At 72.9% G+C, this 16,403-nt stretch carries 14 protein-coding genes; 11 read left to right on the top strand and 3 right to left on the bottom strand.

Features of this window, described 5'->3' with window-relative positions:
• Positions 1-139 precede the first annotated feature (139 nt).
• On the bottom strand, positions 140-1,402 hold the full coding sequence (gene serB, locus ACIGG8_RS09820; RefSeq protein WP_350525260.1) for a phosphoserine phosphatase SerB: 1,263 nt from the start codon (positions 1,400-1,402) through the stop codon (positions 140-142).
• Positions 1,403-1,626: 224 nt separating this feature from the next.
• On the opposite strand from serB, the gene ACIGG8_RS09815 reads away from it, so the two are divergent.
• The 3 genes from ACIGG8_RS09815 (at position 1,627) to ACIGG8_RS09805 (ending at position 6,289) form a co-directional block, all read left to right on the top strand.
• Positions 1,627-4,206 carry an FHA domain-containing protein gene (locus ACIGG8_RS09815; RefSeq protein ID WP_396546779.1) on the top strand — a complete coding sequence of 860 codons (2,580 nt, stop codon included), beginning with the start codon at positions 1,627-1,629 and terminating at the stop codon, positions 4,204-4,206.
• 324 nt (positions 4,207-4,530) lie between these two features.
• On the top strand, positions 4,531-5,628 hold the full coding sequence (locus ACIGG8_RS09810) for a GAF domain-containing sensor histidine kinase (protein WP_396547006.1): 1,098 nt from the start codon (positions 4,531-4,533) through the stop codon (positions 5,626-5,628).
• Positions 5,621-6,289: a response regulator gene (locus ACIGG8_RS09805; RefSeq protein WP_396546778.1), complete on the top strand. Its 669-nt coding sequence runs from the start codon at positions 5,621-5,623 to the stop codon at positions 6,287-6,289. Before ACIGG8_RS09810 ends, ACIGG8_RS09805 begins: the two co-directional genes overlap by 8 nt.
• A 259-nt stretch (positions 6,290-6,548) precedes the next feature.
• Here ACIGG8_RS09805 and ACIGG8_RS09800 read toward each other — a convergent pair whose 3' ends face one another.
• Positions 6,549-7,352, bottom strand: coding sequence for a hypothetical protein (locus tag ACIGG8_RS09800; RefSeq protein ID WP_396546776.1), 804 nt, complete (start codon positions 7,350-7,352; stop codon positions 6,549-6,551).
• Between the two features lie 148 nt (positions 7,353-7,500).
• Here ACIGG8_RS09800 and ACIGG8_RS09795 point away from each other — a divergent pair, with 148 nt between their 5' ends.
• The 7 genes from ACIGG8_RS09795 to ACIGG8_RS09765 all read left to right on the top strand — a co-directional run bounded on the left by ACIGG8_RS09795 (position 7,501) and on the right by ACIGG8_RS09765 (position 13,738).
• On the top strand, positions 7,501-8,292 hold the full coding sequence (locus tag ACIGG8_RS09795) for an ABC transporter ATP-binding protein (protein ID WP_350525255.1): 792 nt from the start codon (positions 7,501-7,503) through the stop codon (positions 8,290-8,292).
• A gap of 153 nt (positions 8,293-8,445) precedes the next feature.
• Positions 8,446-8,868, top strand: a complete 423-nt coding sequence (locus ACIGG8_RS09790; protein WP_350525254.1) for an NfeD family protein — start codon at positions 8,446-8,448, stop codon at positions 8,866-8,868.
• Positions 8,869-8,878: 10 nt separating this feature from the next.
• A complete protein-coding gene (locus ACIGG8_RS09785) occupies positions 8,879-9,928 on the top strand; it encodes an SPFH domain-containing protein (RefSeq protein WP_350525253.1) in 1,050 nt (349 codons plus the stop codon).
• A gap of 216 nt (positions 9,929-10,144) precedes the next feature.
• Positions 10,145-10,903 carry a sulfite exporter TauE/SafE family protein gene (locus ACIGG8_RS09780; RefSeq protein WP_396546774.1) on the top strand — a complete coding sequence of 253 codons (759 nt, stop codon included), beginning with the start codon at positions 10,145-10,147 and terminating at the stop codon, positions 10,901-10,903.
• Positions 10,904-10,963: 60 nt separating this feature from the next.
• Positions 10,964-11,143 carry a DUF1272 domain-containing protein gene (locus ACIGG8_RS09775; protein ID WP_350525251.1) on the top strand — a complete coding sequence of 60 codons (180 nt, stop codon included), beginning with the start codon at positions 10,964-10,966 and terminating at the stop codon, positions 11,141-11,143.
• Between the two features lie 61 nt (positions 11,144-11,204).
• A complete protein-coding gene (locus ACIGG8_RS09770) occupies positions 11,205-11,510 on the top strand; it encodes a 4a-hydroxytetrahydrobiopterin dehydratase (RefSeq protein WP_396546772.1) in 306 nt (101 codons plus the stop codon).
• Between the two features lie 116 nt (positions 11,511-11,626).
• Complete coding sequence (locus ACIGG8_RS09765; protein ID WP_396546771.1) at positions 11,627-13,738, top strand: PQQ-binding-like beta-propeller repeat protein; 2,112 nt, start codon at positions 11,627-11,629, stop codon at positions 13,736-13,738.
• An 81-nt stretch (positions 13,739-13,819) separates the two neighbouring features.
• Here the strand turns inward: ACIGG8_RS09765 and ACIGG8_RS09760 are convergent, their stop codons facing one another.
• On the bottom strand, positions 13,820-14,350 hold the full coding sequence (locus ACIGG8_RS09760; RefSeq protein WP_350525248.1) for an HNH endonuclease: 531 nt from the start codon (positions 14,348-14,350) through the stop codon (positions 13,820-13,822).
• 316 nt (positions 14,351-14,666) lie between these two features.
• Here ACIGG8_RS09760 and tyrS point away from each other — a divergent pair, with 316 nt between their 5' ends.
• On the top strand, positions 14,667-15,935 hold the full coding sequence (tyrS, locus tag ACIGG8_RS09755) for a tyrosine--tRNA ligase (RefSeq protein WP_396547004.1): 1,269 nt from the start codon (positions 14,667-14,669) through the stop codon (positions 15,933-15,935).
• Positions 15,936-16,403 lie beyond the last annotated feature (468 nt).

Genomic DNA, 16,403 nt, shown 5'->3' with positions numbered 1-16,403 from the left:
ACGCACGCGGAACGCAGTCGAGGGGCGCGCGGATCGGTCCGCGCGCCCCTCGATGTCGTCGTGGCCCTCGGGCGGGCCCTGCTCGGTCGGCCGCTGCTCGGCCGCTACCCGCCCGCGGTCGCTCGTCCGCGGGCCGCGCTCACTCGTCCTCGGTCGGGGTGCCGTGCAGCGCGTCGGCCGCCTCGACCTCCTCGCGGGTGATGCCCAGCAGGTAGAGCACGGTGTCCAGGAACGGCACGTTCACCGCGGTGTCGGCGGCCTCGCGCACCACCGGCTTGGCGTTGAACGCCACCCCGAGCCCGGCCGCGTTCAGCATGTCCAGGTCGTTGGCGCCGTCGCCGATCGCCACCGTCTGCTCCAGCGGCACCTTCGCCTGCTCGGCGAAGCGGGCCAGCCAGCGCGCCTTGCCGGCCCGGTCCACGATCTCGCCGACCACCCGGCCGGTGAACCTGCCGTCCACCACCTCCAGCGTGTTGGCCGCCGCGAAGTCCAGCCCCAGCTGCTCCACCAGGTGGTCGGTGACCTGGGTGAACCCGCCGGAGACCACCGCGACCTGGAAGCCGAGGCGCTGCAGGGTGCGGATCAGGGTGCGCGCGCCCGGCGTGAAGCGGACCTCGGCACGGACCTTCTCCGTCACCGAGGCGTCCAGCCCGGCCAGCAGCGCCACCCGGGCCCGCAGCGACTCGGCGAAGTCCAGCTCGCCGCGCATCGCCGCCGCCGTCACCTCGGCGACCTGCTCCTCGCAGCCCGCGTGGGCGGCGAACAGCTCGATCACCTCGTCCTGGATGAGCGTGGAGTCGACATCCATGACCACCAGGCGCTTGGCCCGGCGCTCCAGCCCGGCCGCGACCACCGCGACGTCCACCCGCTGGGTGGCCGCCTCCTGGGCCAGCTCGGCCCGCAGCTCCTCGGTGGCCACACCGGAGACGGCCAGCTCGACCGCCGTCACCGGGTACTTGGCGAGCCGGAAGACCCGGTCGATGTTGCCGCCCGCCGCGGTGATCCGGGAGGTCAGCGCGGAGACGGCGGCGGCGGTCAGCGGGTGACCGAGCACCGTGACGTGCGAACGGCCCTCGCGGCGCGGCCGGTTGTCGCCGATGCCGGAGAGGATCTCGGCCTGGAGCTTCTGCTCGTCGGCCCAGCGGTGGACGGTGGCCCGCAGCCCGCCCTCGGCGCCGGGCGCGGCGGGCGGGGTGACCAGGGCGCACAGCGTGATGCGGCCACGGGTCACGACCTGCTCGATGTCGATGACGTCGACGCCGAAGCCGGCCAGCGTCGCGAAGAGGCCGGCGGTGATGCCGGGGCGGTCCTTGCCGAACACCTTGACGAGCAGGGTGCGCTCGTCCGCGGTCCGGGGCTGGGCGGCGGGGAGGGGCTCAGCGGCCAGGGGCGATGCGTTCATGGTGCCTCCCACGCTACCCGTCGGCGGGTGGCCCGAGGGCACCCGTCCCACCTCGCGGGACGCCGCGGTCGCGTGCTCCGGTAGCAGCCTGGTCACAGTCACCCGGGCCGACTTTCATCGGCGGTCGGCGGGCTGGAATGATTCCCCCCGTCAGTCATCAGGAACATCGCACCCCCGGCGGGGGGCCAAATTCGGGGGAACCGAGAGAGCGGGGCAGGCGAGCAGTGCCGCAACTCGTCATTGAGATCAACGGACAGCAGCGGACTCTGGAGCCCGGGCGGTCCTACACCATCGGGCGCAACCCGCAGTCGGACTTCCCGTTCGACGACGCCAGGGTCTCCTGGCACCACGGGACCATCAGCTTCAACGGCAGCGGTTGGCAGCTGGACGACCACGGCAGCACCAACGGCACGTACGTCGCCGGCGCCCGCACCATGCAGGCCCAGCTGTTCCCCGGAGCCGTCGTCAACCTGGGCAACCCGGAGAACGGCCCCCGGCTCGGTTTCTCCGCGCCCGCACAGGCCGCCGCCCCGCACACCACCCCCGTGCACGAGGCCGCCACCGCCCGCGGCCCGGTGCCGCAGCCGCAGGCCTGGCCGCAGCAGGACCCGTACCAGCAGCCGCAGCAGCAGGCGTGGGCCGGCCAGCAGCAGGCCCAGCAGCCGTTCCCGCAGCAGCAGCAGTACGCGCCGCAGGCCCAGCACGGCTTCCCGCAGCAGCAGGGCTTCCCGCAGGACCAGGGCTTCACGCCGCCGCCGCAGCAGCACGACGGCGGTGGTCCGCAGCCGACGATGATCCGCCGGCTGGCCGACATGACGCGCACGCTGCGCATCGGCCGTGCGCTCGACAACGACATCGTGGTCTCGGACCTCCAGGTGTCCCGCCACCACGCCGAGCTGCGCCAACTGCCGGACGGCCGCTGGGAGATCGTCGACCTCGGCAGCCACAACGGCATCTTCCTCAACGGCCAGCGGGTCCAGCGTCAGCTGATGGGCGCGCAGGACCGCCTGACCGTCGGCCACTCCACCTTCACCCTGGTCGGCGACCAGCTGCAGGAGTTCGTCGACACCGGCGCCGTCTCCTTCTCCGCCCGCCACCTGACCGTCGAGGTCGAGCACAAGGGCGCCAAGAAGATCCTGCTCAACGACGTCAGCTTCGGCGTCCCGGAGAAGAGCCTGGTCGCGGTCATCGGCCCGTCCGGCTCCGGCAAGTCCACCCTGCTGCGCGCCCTCACCGGCTACCGCCCCGCCGACCGCGGCGAGGTGCTGTACGACGGGCGCAACCTCTACAAGCAGTTCGCCGAACTCCGCTCGCGCATCGGCCTGGTGCCGCAGTCCGAGATCCTGCACCGCGAGCTCACCGTCCGGAAGGGCCTCAAGTACGCGGCCCGGCTGCGCTTCCCCGGCGACACCGAAGCCCGCGAGCGCGACGCCCGGATCGACGAGGTGCTCTACGAGCTGCGCCTGGACAAGCGCGCCGACAACAAGATCACCGCGCTCTCCGGTGGCCAGCAGAAGCGCGTCTCGGTCGCCCTGGAGTTGCTCACCAAGCCGTCGCTGATCTTCCTGGACGAGCCCACGTCGGGCCTCGACCCGGGCATGGACCGCGAGGTCATGCAGATGCTGCGCGGCCTCGCCGACGACGGCCGCACCATCCTGGTCGTCACCCACTCGGTGGCCGAACTCGCGCTCTGCGACCGGCTGCTGGTGATGGCGCCGGGCGGTTCGGTGGCCTACTTCGGCCCGCCGGACGAGGCGCTGCACTTCTTCGGGTACGAGACCTGGGCGGACGTCTTCCAGGCCTTCGAGAACTACCCGGACCACGACTGGGCCGGCCGCTACCGCGGTTCGGTGCACTACCAGCAGTACTCCGCCCCGACCGTCGAGGCGGGCGAGGTGCAGCACGTCCAGGTCGCCCAGGAGGCCGTCAAGCCGCCGAAGCCGCAGAGCTGGGGCTCCCAGCTGTGGACCCTGATGCGGCGCTACATGTCGGTGCTCGCCTCGGACCGCGGCTTCCTGGCACTGTCGGTGCTGCTGCCCGCGGTCATCGGCGCGGTCAGCGTGCTGATCCCCAACGCACCGGGGCTCGCGCCGAACCCGAAGTCGCAGCTCGGACTGAACAGCGGCGCCGCGACGATCCTGCTGATCCTGGCCATCGGGGCCTGCTTCTCCGGCGCCGCCAACTCGGTCCGGGAACTGATCAAGGAACGGGCGATCTACGAACGGGAACGGGCCACCGGGCTCTCCCGGTCGGCGTACATGATGTCCAAGATCATCGTGCTGGGCTTCTTCAGCGTGATCCAGGGCGCCATCATCTCCGCCGTCGGCTTCCTGCCGCGCAAGCTCCCCGAGCACGGCCTGATCGTCAAGAACCTGCCGATCATCGAGATGACCATCGGCATGATCCTGCTCAGCTTCGCCGCCATGATGTTCGGGCTGATGATCTCCGCCCTGGTGAAGACCGCCGAGAAGACCATGCCGCTGCTGGTCATGTTCGCCATCGTCCAGGTCGTCTTCACCGGCTGCCTGTTCCAGATCTTCGGCAAGCCCGGCCTGGAACAGGTCGCCTGGCTGATGCCGGCCCGCTGGGGCACCGGCATCGTCTCCACCACGCTCGACCTGTCCAAGCTCATGGGCCCCTGGAACAAGGACTTCCAGCACCCGGACTACGACCCGCTGTGGAAGCACGCGGTGGCCCAGTGGGCGATCGACGCGGGCGTGCTCGTCGTGATCTCGGTCGCGATCGGCGTGCTGGTCACCCGGCTCCAGCGCCGGCACGAGCCCGAGGTCATGCAGAAGGGCTGAGCCCTCGCCCGACCGCCGAGGGGCGGCCTTCCCGAACGGGGAGGCCGCCCCTCGGCGTCGTGGGCCCGGTGGCGACCGCGGGGCCCGCGGCCGACCGCGGCCTGCCGACGCGGCGCGGGCCCGACGGCGCCGTGTGGGTCCGACGGCCTAGGTCCCCGGACCTGCGACCGCCCCGGCCGCAGGCGGACGCGACCGCCCCGGCCGCGGCGGTAGTTTGGCGGTATGCCCAGCACCACCGGAGACCACCCGGCCCCCCGGGGCCCACTGCCCGCCTGCGACCCCTGCCTGTCCGGGATCGAGGCCGTCAGCCAGGCGCTGCTCGCCATGAGCCGACACCTGGAGGTCCGCGAGGTGCTGCGCCGCATCACCGCCTCCGCCCGGGAACTGCTCGGCGCCGAGTACGCGGCCCTGGGCGTGCCCGACGACCACGGCGGCTTCGCCCAGTTCGTGGTCGACGGCGTCACCGACGAGCAGTGGCGGGCGATCGGCCCGCTGCCCCGCCAGCACGGCGTGCTCGCCGCGATGCTGCACGAGACCGGCCCCATCCGCCTCGCCGACGTCCGCCGGGCGCCCGCCTTCGGCGGCTGGCCCTCCGCCCACCCCGAGATGGACGCCTTCCTCGGCATGCCGATCCTGGACACCGACGCGACCGAGGACGAACCGCAGGTGCTGGGCGTCGTCTTCCTCGCCAACAAGCGCGGCGGCGGCCTCTTCACCGACCACGACGAGGAACTGCTGCGGATCCTCGCCGCCCACGCCGCCCTCGCCCTCTCCAACGCCCGGCTGTACGAGCGCAGCCGCGAACTGACCCTGGCCGGCGAGCGCGCCCGGATCGCGCACGACCTGCACGACGCCGTCTCGCAGAAGCTCTTCTCGCTGCGCCTCACCGCCAAGGCCGCCGCCAAGCTCGTCGACCGCGACCCGGCCCGGGCCCGCGCCGAACTCGCCGAGGTGGCCCGGCTGGCCGCCGAGGCCGCCGACGAACTGCGCGCCGTCGTCGTGGAGTTGCGCCCCGCGGCACTGGAGGAGGACGGGCTGAGCGCCACCCTCGCCTCCCAGGTGCAGCTCCTCGACCGGGCGCACACCGCCGACGTCGCCTACGCCGCCGACGGCGTCCGCGCCCTGCCGCCCGCCCAGGAAGCCGCCCTGCTGCGGGTCGCCCAGGAGGCGCTGCACAACGCGCTGCGGCACTCCGAGGCCGGCCGGGTCACCGTCACCCTGGCCGGGACGCCCGCGCGCGGCGCCGTGCTGCGGGTGCGCGACGACGGGCGCGGCTTCGACCCCGAATCCGTCCGCCGGGCCGGCCGCCACCTCGGCCTGGCCTCGATGCGCGACCGCGCGGCCGCCGTCGGCGGCACGCTCACCCTGGAGTCGTCCCCCGGCCGGGGGACGCTCGTCGAGATGGAGGTCCCCGGTGCCTGAGAGCACACCGTCGATCCGCGTCCTGCTGGTCGACGACCACCAGGTGGTCCGGCGCGGGCTGCGCACGTTCCTGGAGGTCCAGGACGACATCGAGGTGGTCGGGGAGGCCGCCGACGGGGCGGAGGGCGTCGAGCGGGCCCGCGCACTCGACCCCGACGTGGTCCTGATGGACCTCAAGATGCCCGGCGTCGACGGGATCGAGGCGCTGCGCACCCTCAAGGGCGAGGGCAGCCGGGCCCGGATCCTGATCGTCACCAGCTTCACCGAGCACCGCACGATGGTCCCCGCGCTGCGGGCCGGCGCCGCCGGGTACGTCTACAAGGACGTGGACCCGGAGGCGCTGGCCGGGGCGATCCGCTCGGTGCACGCCGGCCACGTGCTGCTCCAGCCGGAGCTGGCCGAGGCCCTGCTCTCCGACGACGGCCCGCGCGCCCCGCAGGGCCGCGGCGGCACCCTCACCGAACGCGAGCGCGAGGTGCTCGGCCACATCGCCGACGGCCGTTCCAACCGGGAGATCGCGCGCAGCCTGCACCTGTCGGAGAAGACGGTGAAGACCCACGTCTCCAACATCCTGATGAAGCTGGACCTCGCGGACCGCACGCAGGCCGCGCTCTGGGCGGTCCGCAACGGCGAGGCCCGGGACGCCGCCACCGGCGCCTGAGGGGATGTCAGCGGGGTGTGCGAGGGTGGGCGCTGACACCGCATCGAGGGGGCGCCGGGGAGACCCGCCACGGCACGCGGCGGCCTGGCCGTCGGGCCCGACGGCCGGTACGACCGGGCGGAGGTGGCGGCCCTGGCCGAGGCGGACCCGTGGCGTTGACACCGCGGCCCGCCCCGGCGGCGCGCACCGTCCAACGGTCCGGCGTCCGGTGCACGAGGGGTCGGATTCCGGCCAGGTGCGAGAGCCGTCCCGCGCGCCCTCAGCGGGCCTCGCGCTCGTCCACCAAGGCGTTGTAGGCGGCCACCTGGGCCCGTCGGGCGGTGCGCCGCAGCGGCGCCAGAACGGACTGCCGCGCGGCCATCTCGGAGGCGCTGACGGCCGCGCCGTGGCCGCCGGAGGCGATCGACAGCAGGGCCGACACCTGCCGGGCCGACTCCAGCACCCGCACCGCACGAGGCGGGTAGCCGGGCGCCAGCAGCTCGGCGTGCCCGCGCCGGCGGTACGCCTCCAGGGCGCGCAGCGCCTCCGGCCCGGCGCCGGCCACGTCGAGCCGGGTGAGCAGCACGGTCGCCTCGCGCAGCCCGTCCGCCAGCTCGCGCTCGGCCTCGTGCAGCGACGGCACGTCCGCCGGCGGTGTGTCGTTCACCTCGGAGCAGCGCCACAGCACGGTCGCGGAGCGGTCCCCGGCCGGGCCGAACACCTCGACCTCCGGCACCAGCCCGAGCGGCACCCCCACCGCCAGGACGGCCTCGCCCGCGGCCATCGCGCGCTCGTTGAACGGCCCGGGGCCGGTCAGCCCCAGCGGGTGCCCGGCCGAGGGCAGCGCGAGGCGCAGGCCCTTCACCCCCAGCACCCGCAGCCGGCCCAGCGCCCAGGTCAGCCCGTGCTGCTCGCCCGGCTCGTCCCCGGGCAGCCCGGTCACCCGGTGGCTCTCGTCGGCGCCCAGCACGGCCGCGGCGGCGTTGTCGGGCGGCACCAGGCCCGCCAGCAGGGAGTTGCCCCAGGCGGCCAGCCGCCCCGAACGGGGCTCTTCGTACGGATTGTCGGCAGGAGTCGCGAGCATCCGGCCAGCCTACGGAATCGGCGGTCATCCGCGTGGCGTAGGTTTGCCCATGCGTGTGCGGCGCACCCACCCGTGCCCACCGGCTGCCGGAGTCGGCGTGCCGCCCGCACCGACGGCCGAGAATCTTGTTTTTGGGGAAGGCGTAGGCATGAGCGACGTGCTGGAGCTGGTGGACGTATCCGTGGTCCGGGAGGGGCGCGCGCTGGTCGACCAGGTCTCGTGGTCCATCTCCGAGGGTGAGCGCTGGGTCATCCTGGGCCCGAACGGCGCCGGCAAGACCACCCTGCTGCAGATCGCCTCCTCGTACCTGTTCCCGACCTCGGGCAAGGTCACCGTGCTGGGCGAGAAGCTGGGCGAGATCGACGTCTTCGAGCTGCGCTCCCGGATCGGCCTGGCCGGCGCCGCCATGTTCGACAAGCTGCCGGCCGAGCAGACCGTGCTGCAGACGGTGCTCACCGCCGCCTACGGGATGACGGTCAGCTGGCAGGAGAGCTACGAGCAGTCGGACGAGTCCCGCGCCCTCGCGCTGCTCGACCGCCTCGGCATGGCCGGCCTCACCGGCCGCAAGTTCGGCACCCTCTCCGAGGGCGAGCGCAAGCGCACCCTGATCGCCCGCGCCCTGATGACCGACCCCGAGCTGCTGCTGCTCGACGAGCCGGCCGCCGGCCTGGACCTCGGCGGGCGCGAGGACCTGGTCCGCAGGCTCGGCGCGCTCGCCCAGGACGAGTTCGCCCCGGCGATGGCGATGGTCACCCACCACGTCGAGGAGATCGCCCCCGGCTTCACCCACGTCCTGATGATCCGCCAGGGCAAGGTGCTCACGGCGGGCCCGATCGACACCGAGCTGACCGCCCGCAACCTCTCCAAGTGCTTCGGCCTGCCGCTCACCCTGGAGCGCCACGGCGACCGCTGGTCGGCCCAGGGCCTGCCGCTGGGCTGACGCCCCGTCCGCCGCTCCTCCGCCCCTCGTTCCGCCCCCGCTCCGCCCGTCCTGCGCGAGGCCGTCGGAACCGGTCGCACGTGCGACCGGTTTCCGCCCCTCGACCTGCGGGAACTGTCCGCCTCGAAGGCCTTCGCTCCCTAGGATGGACGTGTGGACAGCTGGATCTGGTGGCTCCTGGCCGCCGCAGGGCTCGGCATACCGCTGGTTCTCACCGCGATGCCGGAGTTCGCCATGTTCGCGGTCGGAGCGCTGGCCGCCGCCGGCGTGGCCGGGCTGGGCGGGGGAGTGGTCCTGGAGACCGTGACCTTCCTCCTGGTCTCGGTCGGGCTCGTGGTCTTCGTCCGCCCGATCGCCTACCGGCAGCTCCAGAAGGGCCCTCAGGTCAAGATGGGCATCGAGGCGCTGCACGGCGCCACCGCGGTCGTCGCGGAAACCGTCGACGGGGAGGGCGGCCGGATCAAGCTGAACGGCGAGATCTGGTCGGCCCGCGCGCTCCACCCGGAGCAGGTGTACCAGCCCGGGCAGCAGGTCGACGTCGTCGAAATCCAGGGCGCGACCGCCCTGGTCGTCTAGGGGAGAGTCCGTGGAACCCGTCCTTATCGTCCTGGTCGTCCTGGTCGTGGTGGCCTTCATCGCGCTGATCAAGACGATCCAGGTCATCCCACAGGCCAGCGCGGCGATCGTGGAGCGCTTCGGCCGCTACACCCGGACGCTCAACGCCGGACTGAACATCGTCGTCCCGTTCATCGACCGCGTCCGCAACCGGATCGACCTGCGCGAGCAGGTCGTCCCGTTCCCGCCGCAGCCGGTGATCACCCAGGACAACCTGGTCGTCAACATCGACACCGTCATCTACTACCAGGTCACCGACCCCCGCGCGGCCACCTACGAGGTCGCCAGCTACATCCAGGCGATCGAGCAGCTGACCGTCACCACGCTGCGCAACATCATCGGCTCGATGGACCTGGAGTCCACCCTGACCTCCCGCGAGGTCATCAACGCCGGTCTGCGCGGCGTCCTGGACGAGGCCACCGGCAAGTGGGGCATCCGGGTCAACCGCGTCGAGCTGAAGGCGATCGAGCCGCCGACCTCCATCCAGGACTCGATGGAGAAGCAGATGCGCGCCGACCGGGACAAGCGCGCCGCGATCCTCACCGCCGAGGGCCAGCGCCAGGCGCAGATCCTCAAGGCGGAGGGTGAGAAGCAGGCGGACGTCCTGCGGGCCGAGGGTGAGGCGCAGGCCGCGGTGCTGCGCGCCGACGGTGAGGCGGCCGCGATCCGGACGGTCTTCGAAGCCATCCACGACGGTGACGCCGACCAGAAGCTGCTCGCCTACCAGTACCTGCAGACCCTGCCCGAGCTGGCCAAGGGCGACTCCAACAAGCTCTGGATCATCCCGAGCGAGGTCGGCGACGCGCTCAAGGGCCTCGGCGGTGCCTTCAACGGCCTGACCGGCAACGGCGGCGGGATCAACGGCGGTGCCGTCGCGGCGCCGAGCGTCCCGAAGGCGTCCCCGGCCACCCAGGTGCCGATCGACCCGGCGTCCGGGCCGCGGCCGGTGGACACCGACAAGGGCGCCGCCCGTCCCCGGGTGGACCCGACCCGGGAGTTCCCCAAGATCGACCCGGAGTGATTCGGACCGCAGTGACGCGGCCGCAGTGAGTGGTCGAGGCGTGCTCCGTCGAGGGCCCGCCGCCGTACGCCTCCCGTACGGCGGCGGGCCCTCGGGGCTTCCGCGGCGCCGGTCCGCGGCGGTGTGGCGTGCGTCCCGAATCGTGGGCGGGCCTGGCCGGGCGGGAGGGCGGTCCGGCATGATCCCCTCGGACAGGACCGAGAGGAGGAGTGACCCATGACGCTCTGGGAGGCGGTCGCCGTCCTGGTGGCCGGGGTCGGCGCCGGGATGATCAATGTGATCGTCGGTTCCGGCACCCTGATCACCTTCCCCGTCCTGCTCGCCGTCGGGATCCCACCGGTCACCGCCAACGTCTCCAACTCCTTCGGCCTGGTGCCCGGTTCGCTCAGCGGCGTGATCGGCTACCGCCGCGAACTCGCCGACCAGGGGCGCCGGGTGCTGCGTCTGGGAACCGCCTCGCTGCTCGGCGGGCTGCTCGGCGCACTGCTGCTGATCAAGCTGCCGAGCGCGGCCTTCGACGCGATCGTCCCGGTCCTGATCCTGCTCGCGCTGGTCCTGGTGGTGATCCAGCCCCGGGTGGCCAGGGCCGTCGCCGCCCGCCGCCGGCCCGGTGGCGACCCGGACGGCAGCTCGGTGCTGCTGGTCGGGGTGTTCCTCACCGGCATCTACGGCGGCTACTTCGGCGCCGCGCAGGGTGTCCTGCTGATGGCGCTGATGGGCATGCTGCTGCAGGAGGACCTGCAGCGGATCAACGGGGTGAAGAACGCCCTGGCGATGATCGTCAACGCCGTCGCCGCGCTCTTCTTCCTGTTCACCTCGACCGTGAACTGGGCGGCGGCCGGGCTGATCGCGGTGGGTTCGCTGGTCGGCGGCCTGGTCGGCGCCAAGGTCGGCCGCCGGCTGCCGCCGGCCGTGCTGCGCGGGGTGATCGTGGTGGTCGGCCTCGCGGCGGTCACCAAGCTGCTGGTGGGGTGAGCGGCCGTCGGGCCGCCGTTGTACAGATGTCGGATCGTACGAGAGTCACAGGAGTAGGCCATGGCCCTGGAGATGCGTGAGACCTGCGAGCGCTGCGCGGTGTCGCTGACCGCCGACGGCGCCGCCTCGATATGTTCCTACGAGTGCACCTTCTGCCCGGAATGCACCGAGGCCATGGCCGGCGCCTGCCCGAACTGCGGCGGCGAGCTGGTGGCCCGTCCGCGTCGGAAGGCCGCCTGACCCCGGCACCCCGGAGGACCCCGGGCGCCCGGAGCACCGACGACCGAGCAGGAGCGCAGCGATGAGCAACAGGGCACGGCTGAGCGAGGACGAGATCACGGCGGCCCTGGCGGCGCTGCCGGAGTGGACCCGCGAGGGCGACGGCATCGTCCGCAGCGCCGACGCCCCGGACTTCCCCGCGGGGATCCGGGTGGTCGTCGCCGTCGCCGAGCAGGCCGAGTCACTCGACCACCACCCCGACATCGACATCCGCTGGCGCACCCTGCGCTTCGTCCTGTCCACCCACAGCGCCGGCGGCCTCACCGGCCTGGACTTCACCCTGGCCGCCCGCATCGACGAGGCACTGCGCGCCGAGTCCGCGGCCTGATCCCGGCCGGCCAGCCCGCCGGGAACGTACGCCGAGGGCCAGGGTCGTCCCTCCGAGCGGGCGTGAGATGCTGACTGCCGCATCGGCAGGCAGGCGGGCACGGAGGGACGGAACGGATGGCGCAGGAGCCCGTCGGAGACGCCCACGCCGGGCAGCAGCCGTGGCACCCCCAGGGACAGCCGGGCCAGGGGCAGCAGGCCCAGGGCCTGCCGGACTGGCAGGGCGGCGGGTACTACGGGCAGCAGGCGCAGGAGCAGGCGCACTGGCAGCAGCAGTACGACCGGACCGGCTACGCGCACGCCGGTCACGGGCACGCCGGCTACGGCCAGAGCGGCTACGACCAGGGCGACCACGGACAGGGCGACCACGGACAGGCCGGCCACGACCCCGGCGGGTACGCGCAGAGCGGCTACGGGCAGAGCGGCTACGGGCAGACCGGGTACGTCGAGGGCGGTTACGTCCAGGGGCAGTACGGCGGCCAGGACCAGTACCAGCCGTTCCCGGACCACGCACAGGCCGTGCAGCCCCCGCAGTACGCGCCGTACCCCGAGCACGCGCAGCACTACGCGCCGTACGCCGCCGCGCAGCCGGCCGGGGAGGGGCTGTACGTCCCGGCGGGAGCCGAGTACTCGGCGGACGGTTACGTGCACGTCGAGGAGGCCGAGCCGGAGCCGGAGTCGGCGCCGACCGGGCCGGGGAAGACCCCGGGTTCGACCGGGGAGGACGCTCCGGAGCCCGAGGCCGAGGCCCGGTCCACCGCCCGGTCCGCCGCGCGCTCCCGGTCCGCCTCCCGCAGGGGCGGTGACGGCGGTCCCGTTCCCGCGTCGGGTACGGCGTCCGGCCCGAAGCCGGGCCCGGAGTCCGGCACCTCGCTGTCGGCCAAGGCCCGGAAGGCCGCCGACGCGGTGCTGACCGGGGAGCACGTGCCCAGCCGCAAGGCCCTGTTGGTGCGGGCCGGCGCCGGCGTGGCCGCACTGGGGGTGCTGGTCACGGCCGGTCTGATGGTCGGTGCGGAAGGCGGCGGCAGTGCGGCCGCGAGCAGCGGCGGCGAGCCCGGGTTCACCGTGGCGCACACCCGGGCGTGGTCCGCGCAGCCCGCTGCGGCCGGGCAGTCCGCGGGCGACGACACGCTGGTCGGGAGCTGGCTGCTGACGGACGCGGTGGTCCGGGCCGACGGCTCCGGGGTGCACGCGTACGACCGCGCCGGCGGCAAGTCGACCTGGTCGGTGGAGCCGCCGGCCGCCGGCGCCGTCCCCTGCGGACTGTCGACCGGCGTGAACCAGGCGGGCCTGGGCGCGGTGCTGTTCCGCCCGAAGGCGGACCCGAAGAGCCCCTGCGCGCTGGTGGCCGCCGTGGACACCAAGACGGGCAAGACGGCCTGGACCAAGACCCTCTCGGACACCAAGGGCGCCTACTCCGCGCGGGTCGGCGTCACCGAGGACAAGGTGGTGGCGATCGGCGACGACCACGCGGTGGCCTGGGAGTCGGCGGACGGCAAGGACGTCTGGCAGTACACCGGGCAGGGCAAGTTCTGCACCCTCTCCGGCGGCGTCAGCGGCAAGACCGTGCTGGTGGCCTCCTCCTGCGCCGACTCGACACCCGCCGACCAGGCCGTCTCACTGAACGTCGCGGACGGCAAGGTCGGCTGGTGGCGGGGCCTGAACAACCAGCCGAAGACGGTGACCGTGCTGTCCGCGGAGCCGGCCGTGGTCCTCACCACCGGCGACAAGCCGGAGAACGACCGGGTGTTCGCCTGGGGCGCCGCCGGGGACCCGGCCGCCGAGATCCCGGTGGTCACGGAGGGCGGCCGGCTGGACGTCACCCACGGCGCCTTCACGGCCACCCCCGAGGTGTTCTTCGAGGGCCGCGCCATGGTCACCACCCTGACCCCGGCGAACGGCGGCGGGCCGGCCGCCGCGGTCGGCTACGACCTGGAGACCGGCAAGCAGCGCTGGAAGGTCCCGATGTCCGCCAAGGGCACCGTCCGGGCGGTCGGCATCGACGGCGGCTCGCTGGTGGTCGCCGCCGACGAGCGCCGCGACCAGCCCGCCCACCTGACCCGGTTCCCGCTGGCCGGCGGCGGGGAGGCGACCGGCGGCAACTTCCCGCCCGGGACCGGCTCGCTGCTGGTCTCCGGGCGGGTGCTGATCGGCGGCGGTCAGGTGGTCGTGGTGCCCGAGCACGCGGCCAACTACGGCACGGCGGCCGGGTACCAGGCGAAGGGCTGAGGCCGCTTCCTCCGCCGTCCCCGGCCGGGGGCTTCCGCCGTCCCCGGCCGGCGGGCTGCTTCCGCGGCCCCCGTCCCGGGGCTACGCGGCCGGGACGGGCAGGCCCGGCACCGGCGGCAGCCAGTCCGCGAGCTCCCGCGCCTCCGAGCCGCGCAGGCCGAGCGCCAGCATCAGACTGGCCTGCGGGGTCGGCACGAAGGGGCGCCGCAGCAGCTTCATCCCGGCCTGCTCCGGCGTCCGGTCGGCCTTGCGCTGGTTGTCCTCCGCGCACGCGGCCACGGTGTTCAGCCAACTGTCGGCACCACCGCGCGACTTGGGCTGCAGGTGGTCCACCGTGGTGGCCCGCCGCCCGCAGTACGCGCACAGGTGCTGGTCCCTGGCCAGGACACCCCGCCGCGTCCACGGGGCTTGTTGTCGGAACGGCACCCGTACGTACCGTTGCAGTCTGATCACCCTCGGGACCGGGACGGCGACACCCGTCCCCCGGATCGAGCGCAGCGGGTGCGCCTGCTCCACCACCGCCTTGTCCTGGAGCACCAGGACGACGGCGCGCTGAAGCGACACCGTCGTCAGGGGCTCGTAGCTCGCGTTCAGAACCAGCGTGTTGCGCACTCGGCACACCCTTCCCACGGGCGTGCCACGGCGGCACGACCGTCTCCACACACGTCACTGCCGCCGCACGGCGGTGACACCACTCTGAACGGGCCCGCAGCCGACGAACAACGGAATTTCCGGTATCACGGAGGGGCCCGGGGGAGCGGGGAGCCGCAGCCGGGAGGGTGCTCAGGGGGAAACGAGGGGGTGCCTCGGGGAGAACTCGCTGGCCGGAACCACGTAGGCTCTATCAGGCTGGAGTCGTACCGACCCGGGGCCCGGACGGAACCGGGCCGCAAACGGGCGGACGCCCGACAGAAGGAGAAGCGTGACCGTGACGGACATCGTCGACGAGCTGCGGTGGCGTGGGCTGATCGCCCTGTCCACCGACGAGGACGCACTGCGCAAGGCGTTCGCGGACGGCCCGGTCACGTTCTATTGCGGCTTCGACCCGACGGCCCCCAGCCTGCACCTCGGCAACCTGGTGCAGATCCTCACCATGCGCCGCATCCAGCAGGCGGGGAACCTCCCGCTCGGCCTGGTCGGCGGCGCCACCGGCCTGATCGGGGACCCGAAGCCCACCGCCGAGCGCGTGCTCAACGACCCCGAGACGGTGGCCGGCTGGGTGGAGCGCCTGCGCGGCCAGATCTCGCGCTTCCTCGACTTCGAGGGCCCGTACGCGGCGCGCATGGTCAACAACCTGGACTGGACGTCCGGGATGTCGGCGATCAGCCTGCTGCGTGACGTGGGCAAGTACTTCCGGGTCAACAACATGATCGCGAAGGAGGCCGTCGCCCGACGGCTCAACTCCGACGCGGGCATCAGCTACACCGAGTTCAGCTACCAGATCCTCCAGGGCATGGACTACCTGGAGCTGAACCGCCGCTACGGCTGCAGCCTGCAGACCGGCGGCAGCGACCAGTGGGGTAACCTGACCGCCGGCACGGACCTGATCCGCAAGGCCGACGGCAAGTCCGTCCACGCGCTGGCCACGCCGCTGATCGTCAAGGCCGACGGCACCAAGTTCGGCAAGACCGAGTCCGGCACGGTCTGGCTCGACCCCGAGCTGACCACTCCGTACGCCTTCTACCAGTTCTGGCTGAACGCGGACGACCGGGACGTCTCCAACTTCCTGCGGATCTTCAGCTTCCGCTCGAAGGAGGAGATCGAGGAGCTGGAGCGCGAGACCGGCGAGCGCCCCGCCGCCCGCCTCGCCCAGCGTGCCCTCGCCGAGGAGCTCACCACCCTCGTCCACGGCGCCGAGCAGTACGAGCGCGCGGTCGCCGCGTCCAAGGCGTTGTTCGGCCAGGGCGACCTCGCCGACCTGGAGGCCCCGACCCTGGCGGCCGCCCTGGCCGAGGTCCCCAAGGCCGAGGTCTCCGAACTCCAGCCGGTGGTCGACCTGTTGGTCGCCGTCGGCCTGGCGCCGAGCCGTTCGGCCGCGCGTCGGACGATCAAGGAGGGCGGTGCCTACCTCAACAACGTCAAGGTGACGGACGAGGAGGCGGTGCCGACCGAGGCCGACCTGCTGCACGGCCGCTGGCTGGTGCTGCGGCGCGGCAAGCGCAACCTGGCGGCGGCGGAGCTGGTCTCCGCCGGCTGACGCGCCGGCCGACCGACTCGGCTGGCTGACGCGCCGGCCGACCGACTCGGCTGGCTGAAAGCGCACCCGCTCTGAGCTGCGGCTTCGAGCACCGAGGGTCGGATCTGGACAGATCCGGCCCTCGACGTTTGACGATGTCGTCCAGGTGGCCTAGTGTTGAACGAGTCGCTGGAGCAGCCACCCCGTCCGGTAAGACCCACTCTCACTTCTCGCAACCCATTCACATGGGTTCGTTGGCGTTTCCGTCAACAGGGTGTGAGTGTGAATTTCGAGTGACACTCGGAATGCGCTAACGTGGTGGATGTCGCGAAAGCGGCCCCGACCAGTTCGGGAAATCCGATGAATGAAACTCCGGAAAACGGAGCGGAAAACGTCTGATAAGCTGGAAACACGAAAGAACGAAGCCCGGAGGGTCCGCTGGAAGGCGGTCCGAAGGAAGCGTCCGTTCCTTGAGAACTCAACAGCGTG

This window comes from Kitasatospora sp. NPDC085464 (assembly GCF_044541955.1).
Classification (GTDB): Bacteria; Actinomycetota; Actinomycetes; order Streptomycetales; family Streptomycetaceae; genus Kitasatospora.
The sequence above is the reverse complement of the archived record's forward strand: the minus strand, read 5'-3'. Positions and strand labels throughout refer to the sequence as shown.